The organism is Pseudomonas fluorescens, from assembly GCF_001902145.1.
Lineage (GTDB): Bacteria > Pseudomonadota > Gammaproteobacteria > Pseudomonadales > Pseudomonadaceae > Aquipseudomonas > Aquipseudomonas fluorescens_BV.
The window spans coordinates 35452-61610 of sequence record NZ_MRST01000011.1 but is presented as its reverse complement, the minus strand read 5'-3'; the positions used below and the strand labels follow the sequence as shown (position 1 = coordinate 61610).

Annotated in this window: 24 protein-coding genes; 7 read left to right on the top strand and 17 right to left on the bottom strand. The window is 60.0% G+C overall.

The genetic code is table 11. From position 1 onward, the window contains the following. Nucleotides 1–602 (bottom strand): SDR family oxidoreductase (locus BUE92_RS01070; protein ID WP_073521589.1); only part of this gene is annotated, 602 nt, incomplete at its 3' end. Nucleotides 603–703: 101 nt separating this feature from the next. Between BUE92_RS01070 and BUE92_RS01065 the strand changes: the two genes are divergently transcribed. The 3 genes from BUE92_RS01065 to rarD all read left to right on the top strand — a co-directional run bounded on the left by BUE92_RS01065 (nt 704) and on the right by rarD (nt 3616). Continuing rightward, nucleotides 704–1606 carry a LysR family transcriptional regulator gene (locus tag BUE92_RS01065; protein ID WP_073521588.1) on the top strand — a complete coding sequence of 301 codons (903 nt, stop codon included), beginning with the start codon at nt 704–706 and terminating at the stop codon, nt 1604–1606. An 81-nt stretch (nt 1607–1687) separates the two neighbouring features. After that, nucleotides 1688–2698 carry an aldo/keto reductase gene (locus BUE92_RS01060; RefSeq protein ID WP_073521587.1) on the top strand — a complete coding sequence of 337 codons (1011 nt, stop codon included), beginning with the start codon at nt 1688–1690 and terminating at the stop codon, nt 2696–2698. Nucleotides 2699–2734: 36 nt separating this feature from the next. After that, nucleotides 2735–3616 (top strand): EamA family transporter RarD, encoded by an 882-nt coding sequence (gene rarD / locus BUE92_RS01055; protein ID WP_073521586.1) that lies wholly within the window; start codon nt 2735–2737, stop codon nt 3614–3616. On the opposite strand, the gene BUE92_RS01050 is transcribed toward rarD, so the two are convergent. The 7 genes from BUE92_RS01050 to BUE92_RS01020 form a co-directional block, all read right to left on the bottom strand. Then, nucleotides 3585–4367, bottom strand: a complete 783-nt coding sequence (locus BUE92_RS01050; RefSeq protein WP_073521585.1) for a fimbrial biogenesis chaperone — start codon at nt 4365–4367, stop codon at nt 3585–3587. The genes rarD and BUE92_RS01050 overlap by 32 nt on opposite strands. After that, entirely contained in the window at nt 4364–5398 is a 1035-nt protein-coding gene (locus tag BUE92_RS01045; RefSeq protein WP_075294569.1) for a fimbrial protein, read from the bottom strand. The genes BUE92_RS01050 and BUE92_RS01045 overlap by 4 nt, the downstream gene beginning before the upstream one ends. Before the next feature lie 64 nt (nt 5399–5462). Next, nucleotides 5463–8135 (bottom strand): fimbria/pilus outer membrane usher protein, encoded by a 2673-nt coding sequence (locus tag BUE92_RS01040; protein ID WP_073521583.1) that lies wholly within the window; start codon nt 8133–8135, stop codon nt 5463–5465. Between the two features lie 68 nt (nt 8136–8203). Further along, complete coding sequence (locus BUE92_RS01035) at nt 8204–8995, bottom strand: fimbrial biogenesis chaperone (protein ID WP_073521582.1); 792 nt, start codon at nt 8993–8995, stop codon at nt 8204–8206. 93 nt (nt 8996–9088) lie between these two features. Continuing rightward, the gene (locus BUE92_RS01030; protein WP_073521581.1) at nt 9089–9652 is read right to left on the bottom strand and encodes a fimbrial protein; all 564 of its coding nucleotides are present in this window, start codon (nt 9650–9652) and stop codon (nt 9089–9091) included. A gap of 235 nt (nt 9653–9887) precedes the next feature. Then, nucleotides 9888–10964 (bottom strand): 4-hydroxyphenylpyruvate dioxygenase, encoded by a 1077-nt coding sequence (gene hppD, locus BUE92_RS01025; protein WP_073521580.1) that lies wholly within the window; start codon nt 10962–10964, stop codon nt 9888–9890. A 246-nt stretch (nt 10965–11210) separates the two neighbouring features. After that, nucleotides 11211–12134 (bottom strand): DMT family transporter, encoded by a 924-nt coding sequence (locus tag BUE92_RS01020; RefSeq protein WP_073521579.1) that lies wholly within the window; start codon nt 12132–12134, stop codon nt 11211–11213. Between the two features lie 77 nt (nt 12135–12211). On the opposite strand from BUE92_RS01020, the gene BUE92_RS01015 reads away from it, so the two are divergent. Further along, entirely contained in the window at nt 12212–13090 is an 879-nt protein-coding gene (locus tag BUE92_RS01015) for a LysR family transcriptional regulator (protein WP_073521578.1), read from the top strand. On the opposite strand, the gene BUE92_RS01010 is transcribed toward BUE92_RS01015, so the two are convergent. The 5 genes from BUE92_RS01010 to BUE92_RS00990 form a co-directional block, all read right to left on the bottom strand. Next, nucleotides 13091–13822 (bottom strand): fimbrial biogenesis chaperone, encoded by a 732-nt coding sequence (locus BUE92_RS01010; RefSeq protein ID WP_081372153.1) that lies wholly within the window; start codon nt 13820–13822, stop codon nt 13091–13093. It lies immediately after the preceding gene. A gap of 5 nt (nt 13823–13827) precedes the next feature. Next, nucleotides 13828–14871, bottom strand: a complete 1044-nt coding sequence (locus BUE92_RS27355; protein WP_081372152.1) for a fimbrial protein — start codon at nt 14869–14871, stop codon at nt 13828–13830. Then, the gene (locus BUE92_RS01000) at nt 14868–17408 is read right to left on the bottom strand and encodes a fimbria/pilus outer membrane usher protein (RefSeq protein WP_256673920.1); all 2541 of its coding nucleotides are present in this window, start codon (nt 17406–17408) and stop codon (nt 14868–14870) included. The genes BUE92_RS27355 and BUE92_RS01000 overlap by 4 nt, the downstream gene beginning before the upstream one ends. A gap of 83 nt (nt 17409–17491) precedes the next feature. Further along, nucleotides 17492–18265 carry a fimbria/pilus periplasmic chaperone gene (locus BUE92_RS00995; protein WP_073521576.1) on the bottom strand — a complete coding sequence of 258 codons (774 nt, stop codon included), beginning with the start codon at nt 18263–18265 and terminating at the stop codon, nt 17492–17494. A 59-nt stretch (nt 18266–18324) separates the two neighbouring features. After that, on the bottom strand, nt 18325–18885 hold the full coding sequence (locus tag BUE92_RS00990; RefSeq protein WP_073521575.1) for a fimbrial protein: 561 nt from the start codon (nt 18883–18885) through the stop codon (nt 18325–18327). A gap of 292 nt (nt 18886–19177) precedes the next feature. Between BUE92_RS00990 and BUE92_RS00985 the strand changes: the two genes are divergently transcribed. Both BUE92_RS00985 and BUE92_RS00980 read left to right on the top strand, forming a co-directional pair. Beyond that, a complete protein-coding gene (locus BUE92_RS00985; protein ID WP_073521574.1) occupies nt 19178–20722 on the top strand; it encodes an EAL domain-containing protein in 1545 nt (514 codons plus the stop codon). A 194-nt stretch (nt 20723–20916) separates the two neighbouring features. Then, nucleotides 20917–21282: a histone-like nucleoid-structuring protein, MvaT/MvaU family gene (locus BUE92_RS00980; RefSeq protein WP_014718508.1), complete on the top strand. Its 366-nt coding sequence runs from the start codon at nt 20917–20919 to the stop codon at nt 21280–21282. Nucleotides 21283–21393: 111 nt separating this feature from the next. On the opposite strand, the gene BUE92_RS00975 is transcribed toward BUE92_RS00980, so the two are convergent. Then, on the bottom strand, nt 21394–21930 hold the full coding sequence (locus BUE92_RS00975) for a DUF4946 domain-containing protein (RefSeq protein ID WP_073521590.1): 537 nt from the start codon (nt 21928–21930) through the stop codon (nt 21394–21396). 179 nt (nt 21931–22109) lie between these two features. Between BUE92_RS00975 and gloA the strand changes: the two genes are divergently transcribed. Beyond that, nucleotides 22110–22631 (top strand): lactoylglutathione lyase, encoded by a 522-nt coding sequence (gene gloA, locus BUE92_RS00970; protein ID WP_003191301.1) that lies wholly within the window; start codon nt 22110–22112, stop codon nt 22629–22631. 63 nt (nt 22632–22694) lie between these two features. Here the strand turns inward: gloA and ahpF are convergent, their stop codons facing one another. The 3 genes from ahpF to BUE92_RS00955 form a co-directional block, all read right to left on the bottom strand. Then, on the bottom strand, nt 22695–24260 hold the full coding sequence (ahpF, locus tag BUE92_RS00965) for an alkyl hydroperoxide reductase subunit F (protein ID WP_073521573.1): 1566 nt from the start codon (nt 24258–24260) through the stop codon (nt 22695–22697). Nucleotides 24261–24390: 130 nt separating this feature from the next. Continuing rightward, nucleotides 24391–24954 (bottom strand): alkyl hydroperoxide reductase subunit C, encoded by a 564-nt coding sequence (ahpC, locus tag BUE92_RS00960; RefSeq protein WP_003191303.1) that lies wholly within the window; start codon nt 24952–24954, stop codon nt 24391–24393. Nucleotides 24955–25087: 133 nt separating this feature from the next. Beyond that, nucleotides 25088–26020, bottom strand: a complete 933-nt coding sequence (locus BUE92_RS00955) for a site-specific integrase (RefSeq protein WP_073521572.1) — start codon at nt 26018–26020, stop codon at nt 25088–25090. Nucleotides 26021–26159 lie beyond the last annotated feature (139 nt).

Genomic DNA, 26159 nt, shown 5'->3' with positions numbered 1-26159 from the left:
GGCCAAACCGGCAAGGCCCCGCCCGCCTTGGCAAACATCGCCAGACGCTGCTCTTCGCCAAGCCCGGCATAGGCCGGCGTGTCAATCACCCCAGGGCTGATCACGTTGACCCGACGCGGCGCCAGTTCCTTGGCCAACTGTTTGCCCAACGCCTCGGTCGCAGCATTAATGCCCGTCTTGATGAACTGCCCCGCCGCCAATTTGCGCCCCAGTTGGCCCGAAGTCAGGCTGATGCTGGCGTGTTCATGCAGAAAGGGCAGCGCGTGTTGAATGGCACGTAGCGCGCCCCAAAGCTTCACATCGAAGTTGTCCTGGGCTTCATCCAGGTCGGTTTCACTCAACGGCTTGGCCCGCACCGATGGCCCCGAGGTGTAGACCAGATGGTCAAAGTGCCCTACGGCTTCGAACAGTCGCTGCAACGAGGCGCTGTCGGTGACGTCCACCGGTTCGCTGCGCAGCCCGTTGTCGGAACTTGACGCCAAGCGGCGCCCGGCCACGACCACTTGTGCGCCGCGCGCCAAAGCTGCCTGGGCCACCGCTGCGCCGATACCACTGCTGCCACCAATGACGATGACGGTTTTACCATTGAGGGAAGAGGTCATGGGGAAATTACCTGAGTGAGAAAGTGAGCGTTCATCTTCCCAGCTTGGTAATCGATGAAAAATCCGGGTAAAACGACAAGATCTTTAAAGGATTTTTATCAATGAGCTCGATTCTCGACCTTGAAGTCTTCGTGCGCAGCGCCGACACCGGCAGCCTGACGGCCGCCGCCCGCAGCCTTGGCCTCACGCCAGCGGCAGCCAGTATTGCCCTCAAGCGCCTTGAAACCCGGCTCGGTATCCGCCTGCTCGCCCGCTCCACGCGCAGCATGCGCCTGACCGAAGAAGGGCGGCGCTACCTGGACAGTGTGCGGGTGGCGCTGGAGGCGCTGTCGGAAGGCGAGCACGCCATCAAGCAACAAGGCCAGAGCCTCAGTGGTTTATTGCAGTTGGCCGCGCCCTCGGATTTTGGTCGCAATGTGCTGCTGGGCTGGCTGGATGAGTTCAAGCTGGAGCACCCCGATATCCGTCTGCAACTGTTGCTCAACGACAGCAATGCTGACTTGTTTCGCGACACCGTCGACATCGCGCTGCGCTTTGGCGTGCCGAGAGACTCCAGCCTGGTAGCACTGCCGGTGGTACCCGACCACCATCGCATTGCCTGCGCCAGCCCCGACTACCTAGCGCGCCATGGCACCCCGCGTACGCCCGAAGATTTGGCCCACCACAGCGCGCTGCGCTATATGCGCCGGGGCCAGGCCAATAACACCTGGTATTTCCGCCAGGAGGCGTTGCTCCAAGAGGTTGAAGTGAGCGGTGACTACCTCAGCGATGACGGCGAGATTGTCCGCCGCTGGGCGTTGGCGGGGCATGGCATTGCCTATAAGGCCAACCTGGACGTGGCCCGTGATATCCAGGCTGGGCGGTTGGTCCCCTTGCTACCCGACTGGCAAGGCGAACCCGCGCCGTTCAACCTGATGTGCCCGCACCGCCTGCAAGTGTCGGAACGCGTGAAAGTGCTGCACCGTTTTTTGCAGGCCCGCTGCCTGACTTTGCTACGCACATGAAGAAATGCGCCCAGGGCTTGTTCCAGAGCGCTCGGGTCTGGTATTGCATCACTTACATTTGCCTGCCATGAGGAGCTTTGCATGAATTACCGCACATTGGGCCAGTCCGGGTTGAAGGTCAGCGCACTCACCCTCGGCACCATGATGTTTGGCGAACAGACCAGCACTGAAGATTCGCTGCGCATCATCGACAAAGCCTGGGACCAGGGCATCAATTTCATCGACACGGCTGACGTGTATACAGGCGGGCGCTCCGAGGAAATCGTTGGCGAGGCGATTGCACGCAACCGCCAGGATTGGGTGGTGGCCTCCAAGGTCGGCTTCGGCCCTACCGACGGCGTGCCCAACCGCAGCGGTTTGAGCCGCAAGCGTCTGTTCAACGCGCTGGACGCCAGCCTGGCACGCCTGGATACCGACTACCTGGACATCTACTACCTGCACCGCGAAGACCACGACACGCCGTTGGAGGTCACCGTCTCAGCCATCGGTGACCTGATCCGCCAGGGCAAGGTCCGCTATTGGGGCCTGTCCAATTACCGGGGTTGGCGCATCGCTGAAGTGATTCGCGTGGCTGAACGCCTGGGCGTCGATAAACCCATCATCAGCCAGCCGTTGTACAACATCGTCAATCGCCAGGCCGAGGTCGAGCAGATCACCGCCGCAACGGCCTACGGCCTGGGTGTGGTGCCTTACAGCCCGCTGGCCCGAGGGGTCCTCAGCGGCAAGTACGCTCCAAACGCCACGCCCGAGCCCGGCAGCCGTGCCGCGCGCCAGGACAAACGCATCCTGGAGACCGAGTGGCGGGTTGAATCACTGCGCATTGCCCAGCAGATCCAGCAATATACCCAAGGGCGTGGCGTGGGGATCGTCGAGTTCGCAATCGCTTGGGTGCTGAACAATGCGGCGGTAAGCTCGGCGATTGTCGGGCCACGGACCGAGGCGCAGTGGGACGCCTACACCGGGGCGCTGGCGGTGAAGATCAGCGCTGAAGACGAGGCGTTCATTGATTCGTTGGTCACGCCGGGGCATTCGTCCTCGCCGGGGTTCAACGATGTGGGGCATTTTGTATCCGGTCGGTTGGCGCGCCTGTAGACTGCCGACGCAATAATCGGCTTTCGCGAGGACAGCGTGTCTAAAGGTGTTGTGTTGTCGGTCTTGGCCTCGGTGTTGTTTGCCGTGATGTATTACTTCACATCATTGCTTACCCCCTTGAGTGGCCTGGAAATTTTCGGCTGGCGTATGTTGCTTACCGTGCCGTGCATGACGGTGTTCATGCTCGTCAGCGGCGAGTGGCGGCGGGTATGGGAGCTGCTGCGCATGCTCGCGGCCACGCCACGGCTGATCGGCGGCGTACTGGTGTCGTCGGTCTTGCTCGGCGTGCAGCTGTGGTTGTTCATGTGGGCGCCACTGAACGGGCGCAGCCTGGATGTGTCGGTCGGTTACTTCCTGCTGCCGCTGACCATGGTGCTCACCGGGCGCCTGGTGTGGGGCGAACAGCTTTCCTACCTGCAAAAGATCGCGGTGTTTTTTGCCGGGCTCGGGGTACTCAACGAGTTATACCAGGCCGGTGGGTTCTCCTGGGCGACGCTGGTGGTGATCATCGGTTACCCGCTGTACTTTATCGTGCGTAAATACCTCAAGACCGACCACCTGGGCGGCCTGTGGCTGGACATGGCGCTGATGCTGCCGGTGGCATGGTGGTTTGTGCAAAGCGGCGAACAGGGCTTTGCAGTGATGGATGCCCACCCCAATTTGTATGCGCTGATCCCGATACTGGGTCTGATCAGCGCTTCTGCGTTGGTGAGCTATATCATCGCCAGCCGGCTGCTTGCGTTCAGCCTGTTCGGGCTGCTCAGTTATGTCGAGCCAGTGCTGTTGCTGGTGGTGGCGCTGCTGCTGGGTGAAGGGATCAAGGCAGGCCAATGGCTGACCTACATCCCGATCTGGATCGCGGTCATGGTGCTGGTGTTCGAAGGGTTCAAGCATCTGGTGCGGCAGCGTAGGGTTTGACCGATGAACAGTCGACAAACTGCAACTGTGATTGATGGTGTTGAGTAGCCCCATCATCATCCAAGGTGGTGAACTGTAATTGCGGGCCGGATAGGCCGGCGCTAGGCAACTCAGGTATCGCAACTCGTGCAGTAGCATAAGGTGCAACCATCGGCGGATCTTCGCTGTGATGCTCCACACCACCGAGTGTCAGAACCACACCAGACAAGGTCACGTGATACGCCGTGGGGTTAAGCACCTCCAACCCCGCGTCGTCCCCTCGGCTCAGGCACCATTGAAGCGCATGAGCCACGTCCTGCACCTGTCCCGGCAATTCGGCGGGCCGGAGGAAAAGCTTGATCCGCGTACGAAAGGCAAATTGCAGGGCGTTGGTTTCATCGGATGCCTCAACGCTCGGTCTGATTGCCAGTACGTTCAGCCAGTACACCGACTCCCGGTCGGCCACCTGTTTTGGCGTTTGATGATGCATGATCCGCAAGGCGCGCCCGGTACCCGCGTTCATACGGGCGATGGGTGGCGTAATCGTGAACGGCACATCGCTGTTCTCGGGCGCCGCCATCGCATCGCCGTCATCGATCCACGCTTGCACTAGGCGCGGACTGTCAGCCTCATTGTGCAGGTTGACCACCACCGTGCGCGCGGTAACCGGGTAGATGACACGCGTGCGGTCAATCACGATTTCGCCCTGCACGGCCATTGCCTGCAAGCTCATCAGCACGCCCAGGCTTCCGCGCCAAAGCGCGCTGCTCATCGGTAGCTCATTGTGAATGACGCCAACCCGTTCGCGCTACCGGGACGGATCGAGGACGCGGTCTGGATATAACGTGCGGTCAAAGGGATCTGGACAGTCGCATTGCCAGTACTGCCGACCAGCCACTGATTCGGGTTCCCAATCGTCGTGGAATCAGCCCCATAGCGCACCAGCGTGTTCCCCCGTAGTAATTGCAAAGCAACGCCACTGGCCACAGAGGTACGGGTCAAGGACAGCACGTCGCTGCGATTAGCCGGCGCGGTCTGGTCTGTCACCGTCACAAATACGTCACGCGTCGCCCCGCTGGTGCCACCCGTACATGACAGTGTGATATTGCGGGTCACGCTGCCGGCGAAACTGCCCACGCCGCGAAAATCACGAACAGCCACGGCCGGCATAGGCATGGCGACCGAAGGTGTTGTGACGCTGCAGGTGGGTTTTCGTGGCGCATTGATGGTGACGTTGGAGAAGTTCACTGCGTAATAACCAGCGCCGCTGATGGGCGTGCCGGTGATCGTATACCTTGCAATGTTTCTGGCGGTGATCGTGCCACCCGTTATGGCGCCTGTGGCAACAAAAAAAATTCGGGTATCAAGCCCAAGGACAATGGGCCTTGCTCTGGCATCTCCAACAATGAGTGTGACACCTGCCGTGTTGATGGCCATGAACGGCCGGTTCGGGTCCCTCGCCATCAGGGCAAACCCCACCCCAGGCACATTGGTGGCATACACTGGCATTGAAAGCCCGCTAGCGAAAAATGTCCGGCCCGTCGGCGTGCTATTGACCAGTGCCAGCCTGGCCTGTGCCCCTAAAGCAATTCGTGTGGTACACCGAAGCGCGGACGATGGAGGACTGTCGAAGCGATAGCCGTTGGCGGACCCCACCACCTGCCCGATTTGCTGCCCGGCCGCAACCGTGATCGGGGGAATGGAAATATTCACCGCCGGCCCGGGGGCACAGGTGATCGCTTGAGCTTCCAGCGCCACCATCCATCCTCCCAGCACCACGCTGGCAAGTGAAAACCTAGTCATGAAAACAACACCTCTGTCATATCGAATAAGTCATGCGCCGCAACAGTCATCCATCGGCACTCACTCATAGCTGCCCCGCAACCTGGCGCCCTTGGCTTGCCACGCACACCCCCTGAAGGTAATCGGTAGTGGCCTGTCGTTGGCCCTCGGTGATCGGCGGCATGTGGTAGTAGATATCGCACTGCTCGGCGATTTTGCTGCCCCACTTGACGGTCAGACGACCTTCCTGCGGGATGTCTCGGACGAAGGCTTTACTGGCCTGCCCCACCACGCCTACCTCACGCCCTTGCGCATCAAATACCTGTGCTGCAAATGGCAGCGGGCTGCCATTCTCGTGGACGCCCTTGACCAGTACCGCCCGGCCACTGAGCGTGTCGAACTTGACCAGCGATACTGCGCCCGAGGTCGGTACGACGTTGCGCGTCGACTCCTGGAGCTCCACATCCATCGACATGCCTTCCGGATCGATTTCCACCGCATTATTCTGGAACGCCGTCAGATTGGGCACGACAGCGAACCCGCTGCTGTTGACCCGTGCACCGCTGCTCCCCCCGAGCCTGGCCCCTTCTGCACCTGGCACATGCACCAGCGCCGAGGCTTCGCCTAGGCTTTGCGAGAACGCGATACCTGCGGCATGAACGACCACCCCACCATCGGAGCCAAACGAAAGCTGCGAGCTATCGCGGCTCTGGCTATATCCGGCACGCAGTTGGGTGGCATCCGTGCGATAGCCGGCATAGGTGTTGAACTGGCTGGAATGAGTGCTTTCACTGGTCGCGCGGCTGGCTGAAACACCGTAGTTGAGCGCGGTGTCCTCGCCCAGGAACCCGTTGATGCCCACCTGCTGCTGGCTGCCCCGTGTATCACCGGTGTCCCGGGAGAACGAAGTATTGATCGTCGGCGCTCGTGATTCGCCCCCCAGCGGCATCGACAGTGTGAGCATGTAGCGGTTATCGATACGCCCGGGTTGGCCGATACGCCCGAAAAACACATCGTCGCTGAGCTCGCTTTGGGTCAGTTGTCGCGTGTCCTGGACCCTGGAACGCTGTGCCGACAGGTTCCAGTTGACCTTGTTCCAGGTCGAGCCATAGCTGGCGGTGAATGAAACCTGGCGCCCTTCCTGTCCTCCCCAATAGTCGACGGAGCTGCCGTACAAGCTCAAGGTGCCGATACCCAACTGCTGGCTGACTGTCATGTCGAGCCGGCTTTTTTGCCGGGCATAGCTGTTGATATCACCTGCCCGGCTCGCGATTTCGCGCACATTCAGTGCATCCTGCAGGTTCAGGTAACCCTCGGTGGAGAACCGGTACGCACCCAGCGCAAAATGCGTACCCGAGGCCGGCAGGCTTTTGTTGTAACCCAGGCCCAGGCTTTGCCCGGACTGGCGCCCATGATCGGGCACCTCGGTATGCGAGGTGGCAGTGTCCAGAGAGAAGGCACCGAAGGACGTATTCAACGCGATACCGAGCTTTCCCTGTTCATAGCCTTTGGAAACACTACCGCCACCGTAGACCGTCAGATCATCGGTCAAACCGTGCTGCAAAGTGCCTTGAAAGACGTTGGCGCCCTTTGCATCAACGCCCTTTTGCTGCACCTTACCCAAGGTGGCGCTGTACTTTGTCGTGTCGGCGCGCAATAACTGCGGGGCCACCGAGTACGGCACGACGAAGGTGTTCCGACGCCCGTCGACTTCGGTCACGCTGACGATCAAATCACCACCGTAGCCGGTGGCATGTAGGTCACTGATAACAAAGGGGCCGGGCGGCACCGTGGTCTCATAAATGGTGTAGCCGTTCTGGCTGACCGTGACCGTTGCGTTACTGTCGGCCGTCCCCCGAACCTGCGGTGCGTAACCTTGCTGCGTCTGCGGGCGCATCCGGTCGTCGGTGGCCAGAGTGACGCCCCGCACGCGTACCCCGTCGACAATCTGCCCGTTGCTGAAGGTGTCTCCAAGGGTCAGTTGTGACTGCCAGGGGATGATGCTGCGCTGCACATAGGTGGAGGTGTTCTGATAAGTCTCAAAGCCTGTGCGGTTGCTCCAGGCCTGGGCACCCTGGTGCCGCAAGCGCCAGGCGCCCAGGTTGATACCGGCATTGAGGCCCAGGTAAGTGCGACCGTCACCTTCACCTGCGGTGACCGTATTGGTACTGAAGTTGTAATTGAGCAGCCCGGCGGCAATGCCCTCATCCAACAACTCGGGGTCAATGTAGCCGCGCATGGAACGCTTCATGTAGGCCTGCGGCACGCTGGCCGCCAACTCGAGTGCACCCGGATCGAACGTGCTGGATGCCATCGGAATCCACTGGCCCAGGTCGCCGCAGTACTGGCCGGCTGCGGCAGGGTTCGAGAGTTCGCGCTCATGGGCATCGGTATCGACTTTATTCATCGCGATACCGATTTTTTCCAATACTTCACGACTCAAGCACGGCTGCGCCCCGGTCTTTGCATGGGCCGCAACAAACTCCACCTCCCTGCGCCCCAGGGTCTGGCCGTTGACTACGATATCTACGCGGTATATGCCAGGGCTCATCTGGTTGCTGGTATTGAACCGTGACGTGTCAACCGACGACGCCAGGCCACTGGAGAATGCGTTCAGATCAAAGCTCAACTCAGACGCAAGCGCGACATCGCTGGCGATCACGGCCGCACTCATCAAACCGCCCAGCATTATCGTGCGGTGCTGGAATGGCAAAATCGGGGCGCAGCGATGCACCCGTACTTGGATGTGACTAGGCATAGTTATGACTTCAGTGGACGCTGAGAAATGTACGTTTGCTTGCCATCAGCAACGTTTCGGGGCCGCGTTCAGCGGTGCAATACAGCAGGCTGCGCGGATGAAAAGCCGCCGAAATCGTTGATATAAGTGAAATCCACCCGCGCATCGGCGGGTATTACCTTCGCGGCTTTCGGCACCGGCACCTTCAACGTCCCCCCCGGTTCCACCATGCCCTCCGCCAGGGACAGTTTTTCCGCTTCGGGGCCAGAGCCCATGAGCAGGACAATGTCGTTGAAGGTGACGTGATACGCCGAGGGGTTATGCACCTGTATCACGCGGCCCTGGGCGCCCCGTTCCAGGGACCAGCGCAACAGCCCTGGCGCCTCCTCGGGTGTTCCAGATAACTGCGCGGGGCGAAAAAACACTTTCGTACGGATACGGAACGCAAACTTGAAGTGGTTCCGCTGGCTGTCTTCAAGCGTGGGATCAAACTCATTGGTAGTGCCAGGGACCTCAAGTACATTCAACCAGAACAGTGACTCTCTATCCGTAGGCAGCGCTGCCTTGGTGTAGGACAGGCGCATGGACTGGCTTTTGCCTGAGTCCAGGCGAAACACCGGGGGAGATAGGACGAAAGGCACATCGCTCTGCGACGGCGCTGCCTGTGGGTCTCCTGCGTCCAGCCACGCCTGGACGAGGCGGGGCGCGTGTTTGTCATCATTGGTCACCCGCACGGTGACCTCGCGTCGCTGCTCGGGGTAAATCTGTCGCGTACCGTCGATAACCACACCCGCGTGCACCCCGTGCGAGGCCATCCCTAGGGCCAGGCTCAGCGCGACCCACACTGCGCGACGACTTAAGCACATCAGTAAATCCTGCATCCGGTAATCCTTGAAAACAGTTGTCCTGCGCCCGACCGTTGGGTCGAGCGAGGATCTCAGGCAACAAACGCAGTGGTCATCAGCCTGGCTGCATCAAGGAAAGGTGACCGAGTACTGCACGCTGCTGGTGACATTGCCCGCGCCTGCCGCTCCGCCGTTGGCAATGTAGCGTGCGTAAAACGGCAAGGTCGCCAGACCACTGGTAACGGTGGCAACGGTCGAGTTATTACCTGTGCGCAAGTCCATTGGCGTGTTGGAAGCCCCATCGAGAATTTGTACCTCCACCCGGGAGGCGGGTGTCGCCGTCGCCGTGTTACGCAGGTTGCCGGTTGCCGGGTTGATGCCAGGGCTGGTCGGTTCATAACGTACGGCAACCTTGGTACCGTTCGGGCACCCGCCCGAGCCGCCAACATACACAAAGTAGCGCTTGGCGCCTGCCGTATCGCCTGCCGCCCTGAGGGACGACGTTTGCACCCGGTCAAGCACTACCGGAAAGTTGGCGCCTGAACCTGGCGAGGCCCCGGTACCGCCGCTGATGGTGCAGGTGGTGCCACTGACCGAGCCGGTGATCGTGATGGTACCGTCTGCCGCATGCGCGGAGCTGGCAGCGAAGCCGCACAAAGCGAGCACTGCAGCCGCCAGAGTTTGTCTTGTCATAATCAGTCTTTCCTCAAAAATTGGGGTTCGCGAAACTCAAGGTTGCGACGCGGGAGAAGATCAGCTCTGGCGTCACTCGTGAGTGGAAGCCACGCCAATTCTGTTCCTTTGCCCCCAAGGTTTTGTCTGTTACCAAATCGGTCGGACCTGTTTGGCAGGCAAAAAAAAGCTCCGTACCTTTCGATACGGAGCCTTTGCTTGAAGCGCCGGAACAGCCTGCCCGGCCTCACATGGATCAGTCGGCGGTCAAGACCCCACGGCGCACCTGATCGCGCTCGATCGACTCGAACAATGCCTTGAAGTTGCCCTCGCCAAACCCATCGTCGCCTTTGCGCTGGATGAATTCGAAGAACACCGGGCCCATCAGGGTTTCCGAGAAGATCTGCAACAGAAGCCGCTTGTCACCGGCAATCGACGAGCCATCCAGCAGGATGCCGCGCGATTGCAACTGGTCGACCGGCTCACCGTGGTTCGGCAGGCGGCCTTCAAGCATTTCGTAATAAGTGTCTGGCGGCGCCGTCATGAAGCGCATGCCGATCTTCTTCAGTGCATCCCAGGTCTTGACCAGGTCGTCGGTGAGGAACGCAACGTGCTGGATACCCTCGCCGTTGAACTGCATCAGGAACTCTTCGATCTGCCCGGCGCCCTTGGACGACTCCTCGTTCAACGGGATACGGATCTGGCCGTCCGGTGCGCTCATGGCCTTGGAGGTCAGGCCGGTGTACTCGCCCTTGATATCGAAATAACGCGCTTCGCGGAAGTTGAACAACTTCTCGTAGAAGTTGGCCCAATAGATCATGCGCCCGCGATAGACGTTGTGGGTCAGGTGGTCGATGACCTTCAGGCCAGCGCCTACCGGGTTGCGATCAACACCCTCGAGGTAGACGAAGTCGATGTCGTAGATCGAGTTGCCTTCGCCGAAACGGTCGATCAGGTACAACGGCGAACCGCCAATGCCTTTGATCGCCGGCAGGTTCAACTCCATCGGGCCGGTGTCGATGTGGATCGGCTGGGCACCCAGTTCCAGGGCACGTTTGTAAGCCTGCTGCGAGTCCTTGACGCGGAACGCCATGCCGCACACGGACGGGCCGTGCTCGGCCGCGAAATACGAGGCCAGGCTGTCGGGTTCGTTGTTGAGGATCAGGTTGATCTCGCCCTGGCGATACAGGTGCACGTTCTTGGAACGGTGGGTCGCCACTTTGGTGAAGCCCATGATCTCGAAGATCGGCTCCAGGGTGCCTGGGGTGGGCGATGCAAATTCGATGAATTCAAAGCCCATCAGGCCCATTGGGTTGTCGAGTTGGTCGGTCATGTTCGGTGCCTCATCATTCTTGTGGGTAGCAATTGTTTAGTTGCGAGCAAGGATGAGGCTGGAGGGTGGCGCACAAGAAAGGCCTCGCACGCTGCGGGCGAGGAAGTCACCAAAGATGAGGGGGGAGCCAAGTAGCTTCATGGTGTCATCAGTCTCTGACGGCCGAGGCTTGCGTGAGCGCAAGTCCATATTCTTGTATGCGTAAACCGATTCTACACAGCGTAACCAAGTTTGTCCGTACTCTTATCAAATCCCCATTGCCCTGCCCCGCGCAAGGGGTTTGTTGCACAGGTAGATGCCCAGCAGGATGACTGCGCCGCCCAGTAACATTGGCATCGTCAGCGGTTCGTCCAGCAGCACCGCGCCGCAGATGACCGCCGTCAACGGGTTGAGCGCGATGAACACGCCGGCGCGTGTGGCGCCTATGCGCCGAATGCCATCGTAATAGCCGATGTACGCCAGCGCCGAGCCCAACACGCCCAGGTACATCAGGCTGAGCAGTTGCGGCAGATGAATGGTATCAAGCCCGTCAACAGTCACACTGGGTGAAACCAGCGCCGTAACGCTCAGCATCAGCGTGCCCAGCAACACCGACCATGTCACCGTCTGCAGCGGCCCCAGGCTCTGATTGAGCCCACGGGAGAACAATGTGTAAACGCCCCACCCCGCCACGCAGCCGAGGATCAACAAGTCACCGGCCCACGTCATGGTCGCGCCCTGCAATGCCTGGGGACTGCGACTGATGATGACGGTCACCGCGCCGGCCAGGCAGAGCGCGATACCGATCAATTTGATCCGCCCCAGGCGCTCCTTGAACAACCACCAGGACGCAAGGCCGATCACCGCCGGGTTCAACGCGACAATCAACGAGGCGCGTGATGCATTGATGTAATGCAGCCCATAAAAGAAGCACAAGTTGTAAAAGTAGATCCCGAAGAACCCCAATACCACCAATTGCACCCATTGGCCCAGGCTGGGACGTACCAAGGGCGTGCGCGAGGCGACCATGAACAGCAGCAATGCAGCGCTGGCCAAGGTAAATCGCAGGGTGGCGGCCAGCAACGGGTCGACCTGATCGGCCAGATAGCGCCCGGCGACAAAGGTGCCGCCCCAGATCATGGTGACAGCGGCAAGCTTCAGATAAGTGAGGCCATCGGCGACGTGACGCATAAGGCAATGCTCAGGTGACGGGAAGATTGGCGTATTCTTTCGCTAATCATTCCTCATCGTAAAATGAGCCTTTACTCATGACCCTGACCCAGCTGGAAATCTTTTCTCTGGTGGCCGAACTGCAAGGTTTTACCAGTGCGGCGCATCGCCTGGGTATCAGCCAGTCGGCGGTGTCCCACGCGATCAAGGCCTTGGAGCAGGAACTGGGGGTGGAGTTGTTCCGGCGCCATCAGACGGCGGTGGAACTGAGCGAGATCGGCGCGCAATTGCTGGGGCGCGCTCGGGCAATGCTGGGGTTGGCCAACACCTTGCAGCAGGAAGCGGCGGATGCACGCGGGATGAAGCGTGGCACGCTGCGTATCGGCTCGTTCGGGCCAACCGCGTCGATTCGGTTGTTACCGCCTATCCTCAGCCGCTTTCGCCAGGATTATCCGGGTATTGAAGTGCATGTGGATGAAGGGCCTGATCGCCAGGTTATCCAATGGCTGGATGAGCGCCGGGTGGATATCGGTTTTGTGGTGCTGGAGCAGGAACGCTTCGATACGGTCGCGTTGCTGGAGGATCAACTGGTGGCGCTGCTACCGGCCGGTCACCGGTTGGCCGCCAGTGAGGCCATGACCTTGCAAGCACTCTGCGATGAACCCTTTATCCTGACTGAGGCCGGTTCGTCTGAGCTGGTGATGCGCTTGTTCAGCCAGGCTCGATTGCAACCCAACGTGCGGTACCGCTGCGCGCAGTTGCTCAGTACGTTGGAGGCGGTCAGCCGTGGCGATGGCTTGAGTGTGGTCGCGCAGGCTTCATTGCCGGAACATGCCGACTCGCGTTATGTGGCGTTGCCATTGGCGCCGCGGGTGCCGCGTCGGATCGGGCTTGCTGTGCTGGACCGGCGTCAGTCTTCCCCGGCGACCCTGGCATTCATCGCGCTGGCGCAGGGGCTGTATCCCTCGCTCACTTAGTTACCTGCCTATGCGCAACGTCCTCTCACGCGTCGCACCGTAGTCATCCAATGTGGTGAAACGCAGCGTCGGCGTACCTCGCCACGGTACAACCCAATCCGGCATGATCAACTCTGCCGTTGAGCGCGGCGCCAGCATCGGCGGGTTTTCATGGCGGTATTCGACACCCTCAAGGCTGAGCACCACGCTGGACAAGGTCACATGAAACGCACTCGAGTTGCGCACCCGCAGCACCGGGCGGTCGTCTGCCAGTTGCCATTGCAGCGCCGTCACGGAGTCTTCCACCTTGCCTGGCAACCCGCTGGGGCGCAGGAACAGTTTGATGCGCGTGCGAAACGCCAGTTGCAATTGATGGCTCGCCGCGTCGGTGGGCCGGATCCCCAGCACATTCAGCCAATACACTCCCTCCTGGGGCTCGGCCATGGCTTTTCTCGGTACCGGGTGATAAATCACCCGCAGTGAGCGGGCCTTGCCGGGGTCCATTCGCAGGATCGGTGGCGTGACAGTAAACGGTACGTCACTCAGTTCCGGTGCCGTCTGGGGGTCGCCTTCATCGATCCACACCTGCACCAGTCTCGGGCTGTCCGCCTCGTTGCGCAGGTTGAGGGTTACCCCCTGTGCCGTGGCCGGATAAACGAGCCGGGTGCGATCAATGACAATTTCCGCCTGCAGCATCGCCATATAAGCTGTCAGTGCCAGGCCGAACAGGCATTTCAATAAGGCTCGGAGCATCACGCCTACCGATAGGCCAAGGTGAAGGTTGCCAGCCCGTTGGCCGTGCCAGGGCTGACAGTGGCGCCGGTTTGTATGTAGCGCGCGGTCAACGGAATCTGGAAGGTGCCGTTACCGGTGCTGCCCGCCAACCATTGATTCGGTGTGCCGATGGCGGCGGCGTCGGGGCCGTAGCTGATCAGGCGGTTGCCAAACAGAAGTTGCAGCGCCACGCCCTCGGCGGTGGAGGTGGCGGTCAACGTCAGTTGGTCGCTGCGATTGGCCGGTTGGGTCTGGTCGGTCAAGGTCAACAGCACATCGCCCTCAGCGCCACCGCCACCGGCGCATTGCAAGGTGATCGTGCGGGTGGCATTGCCGGCCACGCTGCCAATGCCCTTGAACGCCCGACTCTCCACCGCGCCCAGCGGGATCGCCACTGAGGGCGTCGAGACCGTGCAGGTCGGCTTGCTCGGTGGGCCTACTTCGACACTGCCGAAGTTGAACGCGTGGGCCGTGTCGCTGGTGTACAGGTACAAGCCTGCGAAGGTCCGCGGCGTAACGGTGCCGCCCTCGATGGGGCCGGTCACTACGAAGAACACGCGTCCGCGCAAGCCCCACGTGGGCAGCCCTGGATGGAGGGGGCCGCGCAACACCGTAACCCCAGTGGTTACGGATTTCATCGACCCGACGTCACGATCCTGCGCCATAAAGGCAAACCCGACACCTCGCACGCCGGTCAGATGCACCGGCATGTAGACCCCGGAGTGGAAGAAGTTGCGCCCCGTCCAGGGAATTTCCCGAGCAATCCGTGTGGAAGACCAATACTCAATAGTAAGGTCGGACGGGTAAGTGCACCTCAGCCCATCCGTCACCTCGACCGGATAGCCGTCCGGGTTGCCCAGGACCTGGCCGACCTCAGCGTCGGCGGGCACGGTAATGCGCGGCACCGACAGCACCGTCGGTGCCGCAGGCGTACAAGTTGCCTTGGCCTGGGCATGGGGCGCGCCGACTAAGACTACGCAGGCCATCATTACAAACGCCGCCAAACGTTGCGTACAGGGGCTGATCATCGGCTGCTGACCTCATCGTTAGCGGTGTTGACGTGGCATTGGCTGACCAGTTGGTCGGCATTTTCCTGACGGTGCCCCGGTGGGTGCGGTGGCAGGCGATACTGGATATAACAGCGGTCACTCGCCGCCTCGGTCCAGCGTACGGTCAACGTGCCTTGGTCGGCCACGCCACGCACAAATGCCTTGCCGGCTTGCCCGATCACCCCGACCTCCCTGCCCTGCTCGTCGAACACCTGAGCGGCAAAAGGCAGTGGCTGACCGTTTCGATGGGTCGCCTTGATCACCACCGCACGGCCACTGACGGTTTCGAACTTGACCAGCGACACCGCGCCCCATGTCGGTACCACCGAGTGATTCGATTCCTTGAGTTCCACATCCATGGCCATGCCGTCGGGGTCGATAGCCACGTCATTGGGATGGTAGGCCCGCAAGCTCGGCAACACGCCGTAACCGTGCGTGTCGATACGTACACCGCCCCCGATCTGCGCACCCTGGGCATCCGGCGCATACACCAGTGCCGAGGCTTCACCGAGGCTTTGCGAGAGGGTCACGCCACCACCATGGGCAATCAGCCCGCCGTCGGCACTCATGGACACTTGCGCATTGTTGCCACTCTGGCCGTAACCTGCGCGCAGGTTGGCCGTGCTGCTGCGATACCCGGCGTAGGCATTGAAGCTGGAACCGGCCTGGCTCCCCGTGCCGCGGCTGCCCGCCAGGCCGTAGTGCGCCTCTGCCGCCTCGCCGAGCAACCCGTTGATGCCCACTTGCTGTTGACTGCCCTTTGATTCACCGGTGTCGCGCGACAACCCGCTGCTGAGGGTCGGCGCCGATGTGCCCTGGCCCAACGGCATCGACAGGGTGAGCGCCAGATGATTATCGACACGTGCGGGTTGCAGCGTGCGGCCGAAGAAGATCGCGTCACTGTGGTCACGATCGCTGGGTTGGTGGGTATCGCTGACCCTTGAGCGCTGCGCCGAAATATTCCAGTTGAGCCGCTTCCAGCGTGATCCATAACTGAGCGTGAACGATGTCTGGCGACCTTGCCGACCCGCCCAATAGTCAACCGAACTGCCGTACAGGCTCAGGGTGCCGTCCCCCATTTGCTGGCTGATCGTCAGGTCGAGGCGGCTTTTCTGTCGGGCATATCGCTCGATGTTCCCATGCTGGCGCGCCATTTCCTGCACATTCAACGCATCCGGCAGGCTCAGGTAACCGGCCGTGGAGAAGCGGTAGGCGCCCAGCGCAAAATGCGTTCCGGAGAACGGCAGGTTCTTGTTGTAGGCCAGGCCCCAACTGTGTCCGCCAACCACCCCATTGCCCTCAATGCGGGTGCGCGAGTGCGTGGTGTCTAGTGCAAATGCGCCGATGGGCGTACTCATCGCCAGCCCGGCCTTGCCCTGTAAGTAACCCTGGGAAAATGTACTACCGCCGTACAGGCTCAGGCCATCGGTAAGGCCGTGCTGCAGTGTGCCTTGAAATACCAGGGAGCTGGCATCACTGACCCCGCGTTGCTGCACTTGGCCCAAGGTGGTGCTGTAGTGGGTGGCGCCCTGGCGCAGCAGCTGTGGGGCCACGGAATACGGCACGACAAAGGTGGTGCGGCGCCCATCCACTTCGGTGACGCTGACATTAAGATCGCCACCGTAGCCCGTGGGGTACAGATCGTCGATGACAAAGGGTCCCGGGGCAACCTGGGTTTCGTAGATCGTGTAGCCATTCTGGCGCACCGTCACCGTGGCGTTGCTGTCGGCGATGCCGCGTACCTGCGGTGCATAGCCTTGTTGCGAAGGCGCCAGCATGCGGTCATCGGTCGACAGGGTTAAGCCCCGCACCCGCACACTGTCCAGGATTTGGCCGTTGCTGAAACTGTCGCCAACGGTCAGTTGCGAACGCCAGGCCGGCAAGGGGCGTTGCAGGTACGTGGCGGTGTGTTGATAAGGCGACAATCGGCTGCGGGAGGTCCAGGCTTGGCCGCCTTGGTGGCGCAGGCGCCAGTCGCCCAGGTTGACGCCGCCGTTGAGGCCCAGGTAACCCCGATCGTCCCCCGTACCCGAAGTCACCGCTGCGGCGCTGAAGGTGTAATTGAGCAGCGCAACGTCGAGCCCTTTGTCCCAGCGGGCCGGGTCGACGTAACCGCGCGCGGCACGGCTGAGGTGGGCCTGCGGGATACTGACGTCGAGCGTCAGGGTCTCAATGTCGAGTTGGCTGCTGGCCAGGGGGATCCATTGACTAAAATCACGGCACGGCGTGTCGGCGTTGCGCTCGGCAGGTGGCAGTAGGATCCCAAGCTGGGCAAGTTCCAGCGCACTCAGGCAAGGCTCGACGTTGTCCTGGCCATCACGGGAGACAAAGCTGATCTCACGGCGCCCCACCGATTGCCCATTGAGTATCACATCCACTCGGTAGACCCCAGGCGCCAATACATTGCCCATATTGAAACGCGAAATATCCACGGCAGTGGACAAGCCGCCGGTAAACGCCTCGATATCAAACAACAGTGGCGCGGCCTCGACCGGCAGCCATAAGGAGGTAAACACACCCAGCGACACCATCAGCCGTAAGTTGCACCACAGCCAGGTAAACAAGGGATGACCCGTAGATTGCAAATAAACAGCCATAGTCAGAACTTCAGGGGAGCTCGCTGCGGCGCAGAGAATGCGCCGTAATCATTGATGTATTTGAAATGCACCTGGGCGTCTGCCGGGATTGTCGGCAGGGCGCCGCGTACAGGCAGTTCCAGGCTGGCACCGGGGGGTGCCATGCCTGCCTGTACCGGTATCAGGCGGGCGTCAGGTCGAGGGCCCAGCGCCAGTGCCACCTCGTTGAACGTCACGTGATAAGCCGTAGGGTTATGTACGCGCAGTACGGCTGTGTGCTCAGTGCGCCTCAGGCTCCAACGCAGTTGCGCTGGGGCCTCGTCTGCGCTGCCTGGCAAATGACGCGGGCGAAAAAACACTTTGGTGCGTATGCGAAAAGCAAACTGCAGGTGGTTTCCCTCAGGGGTTTGCTCGTCGAGTTCGGCCGTGTTGACTTTCGGGGGGATCTCCAGGGCATTGAGCCAGAACAGTGATTCTCGATCTGCCGGCAGCGGATCCTGGGTGTAGACCAGCCGCACCCCCTGGCTTCTACCCGGATCCAGGCGAAACACCGGGGGCGACAGGCTGAACGGCACGTCACTATGGGAGGGATCCCGAGTGGCATCGCCTTGGTCCAGCCACACCTGGACCAGGCGTGGCGCCCGTTTGTCGTCGTTGGTCAGGCGCAGTGTGATTTCACGGCGCTGTTGAGGGTAGATGTGCCGTGTACCATCAATCACCACGCCCGCGACGGCCGTGGGCGGTAAGCTGGCGATAAGCGCCAAGGTGAGGCTCACGAGTAAAGTGCGGGTAAGCATGAGTCCGTCCTTAAAGGCCTGTGCAGGGCCTGGCATGTCGCCAGGTACCTTGGCCTTGATCAGGGGAATGTCACGGAATACAGCACTTGCGTGCTGATCGGGCCGGCTGTCGCTGTGCCCGTGGCAATGTATTGCGCCGCAAATGGCAACGTCACCGCGCCGCCGTCAGGCACTGTCGCGGTACTGGAACTCAGGCCCAGTCGAAGGTCCAGGGGCTGGTTGGTGACGCCGTCCACAATCTGTACTTCAACGAACTTTGCGGGTCCGGGCTTGGCCGGTGCCTGATTGGCCAGGTTGCCGGTAGCCGGGTTGATCGCCGGGCTGCTACTCTCGAATAACACCGCGACCACCGTATCCTTCGGGCAACTGCCGACTTGGATAAAGAACGGCTTTACTCCCGCCGTCTGGCCGGCGGCCTTGAGTGCGCTGGTCTGGACCTTGTGCAGTGCAATGGCGAAGTCCGGCCCGGCGCCAGGCGCAGCGCCTGCCCCGCCACTAATGCTGCAGGTGGTGCCGGTGATCTCACCGGTCAGGGTGATAGTGCCGTCCGCCGCGAAAGCCGGTAGAGCGACAACGCTATTAGCCATCCAAAAGGCAACGGCCAGGGCGATTTTTTTCATTGATGCAAATTCCTGTGGTGTCGTTAAAGGGCAGCAAGGCGACTGCCGAGATTCGAAAGGCACGCGCCGACCGTCCCGCCAAAATTGGGCTAGCACGGCACTGAGAGAAGCTGGAGGGGGTATGGGTCCTGAGTCTCTTACTTCTTGCAACGATGTTTATGTTGCCTAGATGAAATTCCCGGCACAACTGACCGAACGGCTAGGTCAATCCGCTTAAACAAATGAGCAGGCCTGCGTAATGCCATCTATCATCGGCTTATCTCACTCTTCTACTCGCGATTGACTGCCCTCTATGCCCCTGACCGTCAAAGGCCCACGAAGTCGAGCCGCGCGCTATTTCATCAGTGCAACCAGCGGCGTATTGCCTATCCTGCTGGGGGTTGTGATTCTGTATTGGCAAGCCGAGCGCACCCTTGAGCAAAGCACGGCGCAAACCGCTCAAGAAGCGGTGCGCCAGTTCGACCTGATGCTCGACAATACCGCCATCGCTGCCCAGGCTTTGCTGCCGCTGGCCGGTAAACCTTGTGACAGCGCCGCCAAGTTGGCGCTACGTGAACAAGTCACGCGCCGGCCGTTTGTGCGGGCCACGACGCTGTCCTGGCAGAAAAACATCTATTGCAGCTCGTTGTTTGGCGGTCGCTACCAATCGCCTGTCAACCCGGACGACTATGTGGATGGGCGCCTGTGGTTGATGAAAGGCAACCCTGTTACACCCGATACCGCCCTGCTGGTGTACCGCCTGGTGGAAGGCGATCAAGGCGCGTTTGCTTCGGTTGACGGTTACCACCTCAGCAACGCCTTGCGCCTGATCAGCCGTTACGCGTACTTGGTATTGCATGTCGGCCCGAACTGGCTGGGTGCCGACGGCAAGGTGCATCAAGGCGCGTTGCCGGTATTTGCCGTGGCGCCACAACGCCTGGCTTCCGAGCGCTATCAATACAGTGTCGAGGCCGGGATGCCCGAGGGTGAAGTCTGGCGCTACATGCAGGCGCGTTATCCAGCGCTGTTCAGCCTCGTGGTGTTCTTCGGGATATTGGCGGGACTGCTCGCTCACTGGCTGCAAAAACGCTCGTCCGCGCCGACCCACGAGTTACTACGCGCCTTGGGGGCCAATGAGTTCATCCCGTATTTCCAACCGGTGGTGCGGGGTGACACACGCCAATGGGCCGGCTGTGAGGTCCTGATGCGCTGGAAGCATCCCAAAGAAGGCCTGGTGCGCCCGGACCTGTTTATTCCCCTGGCCGAAGACTCTGGCCTGATCGTGCCCATGACCCGCGCCCTGCTGCGCCAGACCGCCGCGCAATTAGCGCCCCATGCCGCACGCTTCAGCCCTGGCTTTCATATCGGCGTGAACATCACAGCGCGCCATTGCCAGGACATGGCGCTGGTGGAGGACTGTCGGGAATTCCTCGCCGCGTTCCCACCCGGCCAGGTCACCCTGGTGTTGGAGTTGACCGAGCGAGAACTGATCGAACCCACCGAGACCACCCGCCGCCTGTTCGAGGCGCTGCATCAAATGGGGGTCATGATCGCCATTGATGACTTCGGCACCGGCCACTCCAGCTTGGGCTATTTGCGCAATTTCAATGTCGACTACTTGAAGATCGATCAAAGCTTTGTCGCCATGATCGGTGCGGATGCGCTGTCGCGGCATATTCTCGACAGCATCATAGAGTTGTCGGTCAAGCTGGATCTAGGCATTGTTGCCGAAGGCGTAGAAACAGCCCAACAGTGTGAATACCTCGTTGCCCAGGGCGTGGATTTCCTACAGGGTTACCTGTTTGGTCGACCATTACCCTGCGATGAATTCATTAAATCGTTGGGTATCGTTGAATAGCCTTGTGCGACCTACCATGAAAGATTGGTCTTTCTTTAAAAGACATGATTTACTCGAGATAAATTAACTACTACAATTTTTTCTGCCTGTGCAGAACTCGCAGAAGGGTCTTTTTCGTTGACGTGGCTTGACGTTCTTGGCTTATAGCTTTGTCTGCAGTTGATATCAGCAACTACATTATTGGAGTACAGATTTTGTCCAGACTCGCCGAATTTCGCGCAGCAGAAAAAGCCCTTCAAGAGCAGCTTGCCCAGCTGGAATCCTTGAAGAACGACGCTGGCCTGAAGAAAGAAATCGAATTCGAAGAAAAGCTCAAGACGCTGATGGGCAAATACGACAAAAGCCTTCGCGATGTGATCGCCATCCTCGATCCAGCGCCACGCAAGGGCGGCGCACCGGCTGCCGCCGCGCCCAAACAGCGCCGCGCACGGGTGGTCAAGGTTTACCACAACCCGCACACCGGCGAACTGATCGAGACCAAGGGTGGCAACCACCGCGGCCTCAAAGCCTGGAAAGAGCAGTACGGCGCCGCCACTGTAGACTCCTGGCTTCGCGGTTGAAACATGCACTAAAAAATAGCCCCGCATACGCGGGGCTTTTTTTGCTCTAACGGTTCGGAATCGAACTTAACTCAGCGTTCATGTTGTTCAAATTCGCTCAGCTTGAACCTGTCAGAGTTTCAGACTGTTACGCACCAAACTGACTTCCTCCTTGCTCGCCTCGTACGCTTGCGCCTGGCCCGCGTATGAAAAAACATAGGCTTTGTCGACATCCAGCGCACCGACTAATGTTTGCGACAATACGTGTCGACCGTTCTCGGTAATCACACAGGTAGTTTCCAGCGCATCAAGACGACTCAATGTCGTGGGGTGCATTTTGCTGCACACGCTTTGATAACCGCCACGGGCAAAGTCTTTCTGGATCGACTTGCGCATCTCCAGCAACACGCCGGGAAGATTAACTTTATGGCCGGCCTCAATCGGCGTCCCGGTCAACTCCATCACCATCAACGTGGCGCCATTTTCATCATTCTTGATCGCTCGTTGCCGGGACACTGCTTGGGGTTTGACAGGGAGTTCGCCGTCAGGCACGACTTCCTCGACCTGCCAACCGCTGGGCCAATGGACTTCCGGCTCGGCGGCCAGCACAAACGGGCTGCCCAACAACACGCACACAGCACTCAACAGCGGCCTACGAAACTCGATCATTGCAAAAAATACCCAAGGTTCCAGCCGCAAAGTGTGCGGCCCGGCACGCGCGGACCGCAAGGGTTGGGCGCGCTTTTTCATTTGGCGCAGCCGGCGCGGCTTGCGTATCATGGCCCGCCTGCATGGAAGCAGGCCGCAAGCCAATGGACCGCTCATCTCACATTTTTTCTGGAGGGCCCATGAGCCTGCACGAATTGAACACCTTCCCGGGCGTCACTGCCCAACCCGACAACGCCACGGCGAACTTTGTGTTCAACCACACCATGTTGCGGGTCAAGGACATCACCAAGTCGCTGGACTTCTACACGCGCATCCTGGGTTTCTCCCTGGTCGAGAAACGTGACTTCCCGGAAGCCGAATTCAGCCTGTACTTCCTGGCCCTGGTGGACAAGGCCCAGATCCCGGCCGACGCGGCCGAGCGCACCCAGTGGATGAAGTCGATTCCGGGCATCCTCGAACTGACCCACAACCACGGCACCGAAAACGATGCCGACTTTGCCTACCACAACGGCAACACCGACCCGCGTGGTTTTGGCCATATCTGCATCTCGGTGCCGGACATTGTCGCGGCGTGCGAACGTTTCGAAGCCTTGGGCTGTGATTTCCAGAAACGCCTGACGGATGGCCGCATGAAGAGCCTCGCGTTCATCAAAGACCCGGATGCTTATTGGGTGGAGATCATCCAGCCGGCGCCGATGTAAGCGTATCGCGCACAACAAAAAACCCCATGATCGCTCATGGGGTTTTTTATTGGCAGCCCAGGATTACGCCGGAGCAGAGGTACGGATCAAGTGATCGAACGCGCTCAACGAAGCCTTGGCGCCCTCGCCTACTGCAATCACGATCTGCTTGTACGGCACAGTCGTTACGTCACCGGCGGCGAACACGCCAGGCAGTGAGGTCTCGCCACGGGCATCGACAATGATCTCGCCACGCGGCGACAGCTCTACGCTGCCTTTGAGCCAGTCGGTGTTGGGCAGCAAGCCAATCTGCACGAAGATGCCTTCCAGATCGACAGTCTTGAACTCGCCACTGTCGCGGTCCTTGTAGGCAAGGCCGGTGACTTTCTGACCATCGCCTTTGACTTCACTGGTCAGCGCGCTGGTGATCACATCCACGTTCGGCAGGCTGTAGAGCTTGCGTTGCAACACGGCATCGGCGCGCAGCTTGCTGTCGAATTCAAGCAAGGTGACATGGCTGACGATACCGGCCAGGTCAATGGCCGCTTCCACGCCGGAGTTACCGCCGCCGATCACCGCCACACGCTTGCCCTTGAACAGCGGGCCATCGCAATGCGGGCAGAAGCACACGCCCTTGGCCTTGTATTCCTGCTCGCCGGGCACACCCATCTCTCTCCAGCGGGCGCCGGTGGCCAGGATCACGGTCTTGGACTTGAGGGTCGCACCGCTTTCGAAGCGAATTTCGTGCAGCTCACCGGCATTTTTTGCCGGAATCAAGCTACTGGCGCGTTGCAGGTTCATGATATCCACGTCGTACTGACGCACGTGGGCTTCCAGTGCACTGGCCAGTTTCGGCCCTTCGGTTTCCTGTACCGAGATAAAGTTCTCGATGGACATGGTGTCCAGCACCTGGCCACCAAAGCGTTCAGCCGCCACACCGGTACGAATACCTTTACGTGCCGCATAGATGGCAGCCGAAGACCCGGCCGGGCCACCGCCAACTACCAGGACGTCGAAGGCATCCTTGGCGCTGATTTTCTCCGCGGCTTTCTCGATACCACTGGTGTCAAGTTTGGCGAGGATTTCTTCCAGGCCCATACGGCCCTGGCCAAAGTTGACCCCGTTCAAGTAGACACTTGGGACCGCCATGATCTGGCGCTCATCGACTTCAGCCTGGAACAGCGCGCCATCAATCGCAACGTGGCGAATGTTGGGGTTCAGCACCGCCATCAGGTTCAGCGCCTGGACCACGTCCGGGCAGTTCTGGCACGACAGCGAGAAGTAGGTCTCGAAGCTGAACTCGCCTTTGAGGGCGCGGATCTGTTCAATCACCTCGACACTGGCCTTCGACGGGTGGCCACCGACTTGCAACAGGGCCAACACCAGCGAAGTAAATTCATGGCCCATGGGGATGCCGGCGAAACGCAGGTTGATCTCGGCACCCGGGCGGTTGATGGAGAACGATGGCTTGCGCGCATCATTGCCATCGGTGTTCAGAGTAATCAGCGTGGAGAGGCTGGTTACGTCCTGCAAAAGAGCAAGCATTTCCTGGGATTTCGCACCGTCGTCGAGGGAGGCGACGATCTCGATCGGCTGGGTGACCCGTTCCAGGTATGACTTCAACTGAGCTTTAAGATTGGCGTCCAACATACGGGCGATTTCCTGTTCATTCGGTTTATTGCAGACAAAAAAACGCCCGAGCGAATCTCGCCCGGGCGTTCTGAGGGCGGATGCAGCTTACTTAAGTGCGGATACCCGCCCTTGATACGCGTTCACAGACTTAGATCTTGCCGACCAGGTCCAGAGACGGCGCCAGAGTGGCCTCGCCTTCTTTCCACTTGGCTGGGCAGACTTCACCCGGGTGGGCAGCCACGTACTGAGCGGCCTTGATCTTGCGCAGCAGCTCGGAAGCGTCACGGCCTACACCACCGTCGTTCAGTTCAACGATCTTGATCTGACCTTCTGGGTTGATCACGAAGGTGCCGCGGTCTGCCAGGCCAGCTTCTTCGATCAGTACGTCGAAGTTGCGGGAGATGGTCAGGGTTGGGTCGCCGATCATGGTGTACTGGATTTTGCCGATGGCTGGCGAGGTGTTGTGCCAAGCAGCGTGGGCAAAGTGGGTGTCGGTGGAAACGCTGTAGATTTCGACGCCCAGCTTCTGGAATTCGGCGTAGTTGTCAGCCAGGTCTTCCAGTTCGGTTGGGCAGACGAAGGTGAAGTCGGCTGGGTAGAAGAATACAACCGACCACTTGCCTTTCAGGTCAGCGTCGGTCACATCGACGAAGCTGCCGTTTTTGAAAGCGGTGGCTTTAAACGGTTTTACTTGGCTGTTGATGATAGGCATCGTTGACTCTCCGTCAGGGGTTAAGAAGTTGATGAGGTGAATCCTACCGGCTCTTTCGGTCGATGGCTCATTGGCAAACCTGATGCTGACGATTGGCTTTCTCTATCAAGTGACCCTATTAATAGAAAGAATTTCAAATCAGCGGCTGGGTTGCCAACGTCATGCCCAGAAACGGCGTTGCTTCAACATAGCGCATCGCAGATTTCATGTCGTTCCAGCCGACGTAACTCATCAGCGACTTCAAATCCCAGCCGCTGCGGTGCGCCCAAGTGGCAAAGCCCCGACGCAGGGAGTGGCTGGTGTATTGCTCGGCGGGGATGCCTGCGCGCTCAAGGGCCTGGCGCAATAACGGGATCACACTGTTGGGGTGCAAGCCCTTCTCACCCAGGTTGCCCCAGCGGTCAATGCCGCGAAACACCGGGCCGCGCACCAAAGCCGAGGCGCTGAGCCACACGCTATAAGCCTGTACCGGGCACAGCCGCAGCAACGCTGGGGTCTGGTAGGTTTTACCGAGGTTGTCACGGTCACTTTTGCTGCGTGGCAAGTACAGGCTGATGCCTGCGCCTGGCACGGCTTTCACGTGCTCAATGCTTAATCGGCACAGCTCATCACTGCGAAAGCCGCGCCAGAAGCCCAGCAGAATCAGCGCAGCGTCGCGCTTGGCCCGCAGCAATCGCGGCTGGTCGTGATGCTCGCTGGCCTGTTTGGCTTCAATGTCCAGGGCAGCGATTACTTGCTCCAACTGCGTGAGCTGCAAAGGCTCGGCCTGGCGCTCCCGCGCCGGGTGCACGGCGCGGATGCCCTTGAGCACCTTGCGTACCACCGGCGCCTTCGTCGGGTCGGCAAACCCTTGGCTGGTATGCCATTGAGCCAAGGCCGAGAGACGCAGTTTCAAGGTGTTGACTGCTAACACCCCGGCATGCGCCACGAGGTAGCGCGCCACGCTGTCGCTGGTGGCCGGCAGGAACCCTCCCCAACTGACTTCGAAATGCTCGATGGCCGCGCGGTAGCTGCGGCGCGTGTTGTCGCGGGTGGCGGCGTTGAGATATCGGTCCAGGTCGCTCATAGGCGTCTTTTCGTACTGCTGACAGGTGGATGACTGATGAAAATGCTTATGACACGGGATAATACGCCAATATCCCATCTGTTAAATCATGAATTTCAACGAATTTTCAATCATGATATAGTATGTATATACATACTAT

Coding starts and splice junctions, on each gene's coding strand:
- BUE92_RS01065 (WP_073521588.1), top strand. CDS start 704: ATGAGCTCGATTCTCGACCTTGAAGTCTTCGTGCGCAGCGCCGACACC.
- BUE92_RS01060 (WP_073521587.1), top strand. CDS start 1,688: ATGAATTACCGCACATTGGGCCAGTCCGGGTTGAAGGTCAGCGCACTC.
- BUE92_RS01050 (WP_073521585.1), bottom strand. CDS start 4,367: ATGAGCAGCGCGCTTTGGCGCGGAAGCCTGGGCGTGCTGATGAGCTTG.
- BUE92_RS01045 (WP_075294569.1), bottom strand. CDS start 5,398: ATGACTAGGTTTTCACTTGCCAGCGTGGTGCTGGGAGGATGGATGGTG.
- BUE92_RS01040 (WP_073521583.1), bottom strand. CDS start 8,135: ATGCCTAGTCACATCCAAGTACGGGTGCATCGCTGCGCCCCGATTTTG.
- BUE92_RS01035 (WP_073521582.1), bottom strand. CDS start 8,995: ATGCAGGATTTACTGATGTGCTTAAGTCGTCGCGCAGTGTGGGTCGCG.
- BUE92_RS01030 (WP_073521581.1), bottom strand. CDS start 9,652: ATGACAAGACAAACTCTGGCGGCTGCAGTGCTCGCTTTGTGCGGCTTC.
- hppD (WP_073521580.1), bottom strand. CDS start 10,964: ATGACCGACCAACTCGACAACCCAATGGGCCTGATGGGCTTTGAATTC.
- BUE92_RS01020 (WP_073521579.1), bottom strand. CDS start 12,134: ATGCGTCACGTCGCCGATGGCCTCACTTATCTGAAGCTTGCCGCTGTC.
- BUE92_RS01015 (WP_073521578.1), top strand. CDS start 12,212: ATGACCCTGACCCAGCTGGAAATCTTTTCTCTGGTGGCCGAACTGCAA.
- BUE92_RS01010 (WP_081372153.1), bottom strand. CDS start 13,822: ATGCTCCGAGCCTTATTGAAATGCCTGTTCGGCCTGGCACTGACAGCT.
- BUE92_RS27355 (WP_081372152.1), bottom strand. CDS start 14,871: ATGATCAGCCCCTGTACGCAACGTTTGGCGGCGTTTGTAATGATGGCC.
- BUE92_RS00995 (WP_073521576.1), bottom strand. CDS start 18,265: ATGCTTACCCGCACTTTACTCGTGAGCCTCACCTTGGCGCTTATCGCC.
- BUE92_RS00990 (WP_073521575.1), bottom strand. CDS start 18,885: ATGAAAAAAATCGCCCTGGCCGTTGCCTTTTGGATGGCTAATAGCGTT.
- BUE92_RS00985 (WP_073521574.1), top strand. CDS start 19,178: ATGCCCCTGACCGTCAAAGGCCCACGAAGTCGAGCCGCGCGCTATTTC.
- BUE92_RS00975 (WP_073521590.1), bottom strand. CDS start 21,930: ATGATCGAGTTTCGTAGGCCGCTGTTGAGTGCTGTGTGCGTGTTGTTG.
- gloA (WP_003191301.1), top strand. CDS start 22,110: ATGAGCCTGCACGAATTGAACACCTTCCCGGGCGTCACTGCCCAACCC.
- ahpF (WP_073521573.1), bottom strand. CDS start 24,260: ATGTTGGACGCCAATCTTAAAGCTCAGTTGAAGTCATACCTGGAACGG.
- ahpC (WP_003191303.1), bottom strand. CDS start 24,954: ATGCCTATCATCAACAGCCAAGTAAAACCGTTTAAAGCCACCGCTTTC.
- BUE92_RS00955 (WP_073521572.1), bottom strand. CDS start 26,020: ATGAGCGACCTGGACCGATATCTCAACGCCGCCACCCGCGACAACACG.